Annotated in this window: 4 protein-coding genes; all 4 read right to left on the bottom strand. The window is 69.8% G+C overall.

Features of this window, described 5'->3' with window-relative positions; translation table 11 throughout:
• Window positions 1-253: 253 nt before the first annotated feature.
• On the bottom strand, window positions 254-2,065 hold the full coding sequence (locus tag ADX84_RS24755; RefSeq protein ID WP_049579831.1) for an ABC transporter substrate-binding protein: 1,812 nt from the start codon (window positions 2,063-2,065) through the stop codon (window positions 254-256).
• The gene (locus ADX84_RS24750; protein WP_049579828.1) at window positions 2,062-2,253 is read right to left on the bottom strand and encodes a membrane protein; all 192 of its coding nucleotides are present in this window, start codon (window positions 2,251-2,253) and stop codon (window positions 2,062-2,064) included. The genes ADX84_RS24755 and ADX84_RS24750 overlap by 4 nt, the downstream gene beginning before the upstream one ends.
• Window positions 2,254-2,259: 6 nt before the next feature.
• Entirely contained in the window at window positions 2,260-3,411 is a 1,152-nt protein-coding gene (locus ADX84_RS24745) for an ABC transporter ATP-binding protein (protein ID WP_049579826.1), read from the bottom strand.
• Window positions 3,404-4,456, bottom strand: a 1,053-nt coding sequence (locus tag ADX84_RS24740) for an ABC transporter ATP-binding protein (protein ID WP_156208178.1), incomplete at its 5' end; no start/stop codon positions are given. The genes ADX84_RS24740 and ADX84_RS24745, both read right to left, overlap by 8 nt.

Raw genomic sequence — 4,456 nt, 5'->3', positions numbered from 1 at the left:
GGGGATCGGCGGGATGGAGGGGATCGGTGGACGACAGCGCGCATGCGCGTGCGAATGCACGGGAGACTACCCCGCTTCGCCTTGAACGCGCACAAACGGTCCCTTGGGGGACAAACTCACGCATGCCCGTAATTCACGCGACGACGCCGGACACCGGCCGGGGCGGGCACACCGGCGGGGGCGGGGCCCGAAGGCGCCCGCCCCCGCTCGGGACCGGCTCGGTTCACCCCCGGGCCACGGCCGGGGGTCAGTCTCAGCCGTCGACCGGCTCCAGCTCGCCCCGGATCAGCGCCAGGATGACGTGGTTGTCCTGGTACTGCTCGTTCTGGGAGGTGGGGGTGTCGGTCGGGAACTCCTTGACGCGAACGCCCTCGACCGCCGGGGAGAGGTACTTGTAGGTCCAGATCGGGATGCGGGGAAGGAGTTCGTTGAAGACGATGGCCAGCGTCTTCAGGGCCTCCTTCTGCTCCTCCTCGTTCTCCGCCCGCTGGGCGGTGTCCACCAGCTCGGCGATGTCCACGTCTCCCTGGGAGGGGCTCTCGACCTGGAGGTCGAATCCCTGGCCCGGGGAGTCCTCGGTTCCGGCGTTCTCGGTGAGGAAGTTCATCTGGAAGGCGCCCCAGTAGTCCGGCTGCTCCGGGTTGCCCCAGTGGCGCACGGCCACCTCGAAGTCACCGGCGCCCCAGATGCCCCACGGGTTGTCCTCGGGCACGTTGCGCGCCTCGGTCTTGATACCGAAGGCGTTCCAGGCCTCCTCGACCTGGGTGGCGGTCAGCTCGAAGTCACCCCAGCCCGCGACACCGATGACCTCGAAGCTGGCTTCCTCCCCGTCCGGGAGGAGCCACTTGCCGCCCTTCTTGGTCCAGCCGGCGTCATCCAACAGCTCCGTGGCCTTGTCCAGGTCCTGGTCGAAGTTCTCGAAGTCCTCCAGCTCCTCGGCCGTGAGGATCTCCTCGGCCTGGATGTCGGCCAGGCCCGCGTAGTGCGTGACGCGGCTGTAGCCGTCGCCCCGGGCCACCTGACCGATCTGGTCTCCGTCGAGGACGTGGGCGAGGGCTTTGCGCACGCGCACGTCCTGGACCTCGGGCTTGGCCTTGTGGTTGAACATGATGCCGCAGCCGTCGTAGCCCGCGTGCTCCACCCAGCGGAAGCCCTCCACGCTCTGGAAGGCCTGCTGGTCGGCGGCGCTGGGTGCCAGGGTGGAGTAGTCCACCTCGCCCTGCTGCACCAACAGCGCCGACTGCCGGTTGTCACCCTTGTGGACGACGACCTCGTCGAACTTCACCTCGGTGCCCTGATAGCCGTCCTCGTTGCGCACCAGGGTGATGCGCGCGTCCGACATCTGCGCCTCGTCGAACATGTACGGGCCGCTGCACACGATCTCGTCCGGGTTGAACTCGATGAACCCGGCGTTCCACTCGGAGTGCTCGTCGTCGCCCTGGCGGACACCGTCGTTGACCATCTCGACCGCGCGCTCGCCGAACTCCTCGTACGTGGCCTTCGAGACGATGCGGTGCTTGATGATGCTCCGCTCGATGTTGGGGAACGGGTTCTCGAAACCGAGGCGGACGCTGAGGTCGTCCAGCTTCTCCAGGTTCTGCACCTGGGGGAAGCCGAATCCCCACGGAGGGGCCTCCAGAACGCGCATGGCGTAGCTGCGGATCATGTCGTCGGCGTTGAGGTCGTTGCCGTCGCTCCACTTCAGCCCGGAGCGCAGGGTCAGGACGAGGTCGTTCCCGTCCCACTCGTGTCCCTCGAGCAGGAGGTAGTCCCAGTCGTGCTCGGCCCAGTTGAAGACGCCGCCCGGACACAGGAACAGGTCCTTGTAGACGGAGCCGAGCAGGAGCGCGCCGTCCTCACGGTGGACGTTGCGCGTCATGGAGTCCAGGTCGTAGTCGAAGACCCCGGTGAACTGGGTGGCGTCGGAGCTGCCGCCGCTGTCGGCGGAGCAGGAGGACAGCAGTCCGGCGCCCGCCACCCCGACCGAGCCGAGACCGACGGCCTTGAGGAGCCGCCTTCTGCTCAGATCGTTCAGGATCGCGTTGCGCGAGGGGGTGGAGGTCATTCTTGACGCTTCCTTTCCAGAAGGACGGCGAGCAGACCGAGGGCGAGTACGGCCAGGCCGACACCGACGGTGACGACACTGATGACGAACTCGGCTGTGCCGGGGGATGTGATCACGGCCATGAGGGTGCAGGCGAGGGTGAGGAAGGCTCCGACGAACAGGCCGAAGCGTCCGATGAGGAGCAGCAACTCACCTCACTCCCTGGTCACGACATGGCAGGCCAGCAGCCGGTCGTGGCTGCGGACCAGCGGCGGCCGCACGGTGTCGCAGCTGCCCTGGGCGTAGATCGGGCAGCGCGGGTGGAAGTCGCACCCGGGAGGCAGGTCGGTGAGGTCGGGGATGTCCGAACTGCGCAGCCGGACCCGCTCCTTGCTCCGCGCCAGGTCCGGGTCCGGTTCGCAGACCGCGGAGATGAGCGCCTTGGTGTAGGGGTGCTGGGGGTCGTTGACCACCTGGGGGGTGGGCCCGCGCTCCACGACCTTGCCCAGGTACATGACCGCGATCTCGCCCCGCCAGGCGAAGTACTTGGCCACGGCGAGGTCGTGGGTGATGAACAGGAAGCTCACGCCGAGTTCGTCGCGGAGCCTGCCGAGGGTGTTGAGGAGGCTCACGCGGATGGACACGTCCAGCATCGACGTGGACTCGTCGGCGATGATGACCTCGGGTTCCATCGCCAGGGCGCGGGCCACGGCGACACGCTGGCGCTGGCCGCCGGACATCTGGTGGGGGTACTTGTCCAGGTAGTCCTCGGCCGGGGTGAGGTCGACGCGCTCCAGCAGGTCGGCGGCGACCCGGCGGGCCTCGTGGCGGTTCTTCACCAGCTTGTGGCGGCGCAGCCCGGCGGAGACCGTGGAGTAGACGGTGCGGACCGGGTTCAGGGAGGCGTAGGGGTCCTGGTGGATGTACTGGACCGAGCGCCGGAAGGCCGCCCGCTCCTTGCGGTCCATGGTGGCGACGTCCCTGCCTCGGAACAGGACCGAACCGGCCGTGGGGCTGGACAGGGCGGCGGCCATGCGGGCCGTCGTGGTCTTGCCGCAGCCGGACTCCCCCACCAGGCAGAGGACCTGGCCGGGCCGGACGTCGAGGTCGACCCCGGCAACGGCGGGGACCTCGCCCCGCGACGTCCGGAAGACCTGTTGGGCCCCCTTGAGGGTCAGCACGGGGGGCTGGGCGCGGCGCTCGTCCGCCTCAATGGCCTTCGTGGTGCTGGCGGCGTCGATGACGGTGCCGGGCGGCGGGTCGCTGGGCGCGGAGGCTCCGCGGTGCCCGACCGTGCTGGCGGCGCGCGGCGCGGTGTCGTCTGGGCGCGGTTCGGCGTGGGTGGGGTTGACGGTCCGGTCAATCACGGGAGACCCCCTCGGCGTGGAGTGCGGCGTCGGTGGAGCGCAGGCAGGCGGCCGTGTGGCTCAGGCCCGCGTCGCGGTGCTTGAGAACGTCGAGCGTGGGGCGCGTGGCCGTGCAGGCGTCCAGGGCGTGGGCGCAGCGCGGCGCGAACGCGCAGCCCGGGGGCAGGGAGTGCAGGCTGGGCGGGCCGCCCGGCAGGGACTCGGGGACGTGGAGGTCGCCCACGACGGGGGGCACGGAGTTGATCAGCGCCGAGGTGTAGGGATGCCGGGAGCGGTGGAAGATGTCCCGGGTGGTCCCGGTCTCGATGAGCCGACCGGCGTACATCGTGCCGACCCGGTCGGCGAGTTCGGCGGCCAGTCCGAGGTCGTGGGTGATGAAGACCATCGAGAACCGCAGTTCCTCGCGCAGCTCGGCGAGGCGCTCCACAATGGACCGCTGGGTGAGGATGTCCAGGGCCGTGGTGGGCTCGTCGAGGATGATGAGCTGGGGGTTGAGCGCGAGGGCCAGGGCGATGAGGCTGCGCTGGCGCATGCCGCCGGAGAGCTCGTGCGGGAAGCTGTCGAGGACGCGCGCCGGGTCGAGGCGCACCATCTCCAGCAGCTCGGCGGAGCGCTCGATGATCTCCTTGCGGGTGCGGCGGCGGCCGGCGGGTTCGTGGGCGCGGAAGGTGTCGAGGAAGTGCTCCTCGATCCGCAGCACCGGGTTGAAGGCGTTCATGGCGCCTTGGAAGACCATGGCCGCCTCGTTCCAGCGGAAGCGGCGCAGCTTCTCCTTCTCCAGGGTGCGCACGTCCACTCGGGTGCCGTCCTTGCGGCGGAAGAGGATCTCGCCCTTGGAGACGACGCCGGTGCGCGGGAGCAGGCGCAGCAGTCCGAGACCGAGGGTGGTCTTGCCGCAGCCGGACTCGCCGACCAGGGCCATCGACTGGCCGGGGTGGAGGTCGAAGGAGACGTCGTGGACGGCGGTGACCTGGGTCCTGCGCCCGGTCCGGTAGCCGACGTCGACGCCGCGGACGGACAGCAGGGGGCCGGGGGCGTCCGGGGT

Source organism: Nocardiopsis sp. SBT366, from assembly GCF_001083815.1.
GTDB classification, from domain to species: domain Bacteria; phylum Actinomycetota; class Actinomycetes; order Streptosporangiales; family Streptosporangiaceae; genus Nocardiopsis; species Nocardiopsis prasina.
Note: the sequence above shows the minus strand (reverse complement) of the source record. Positions and strands in the feature narration are given on the sequence as shown.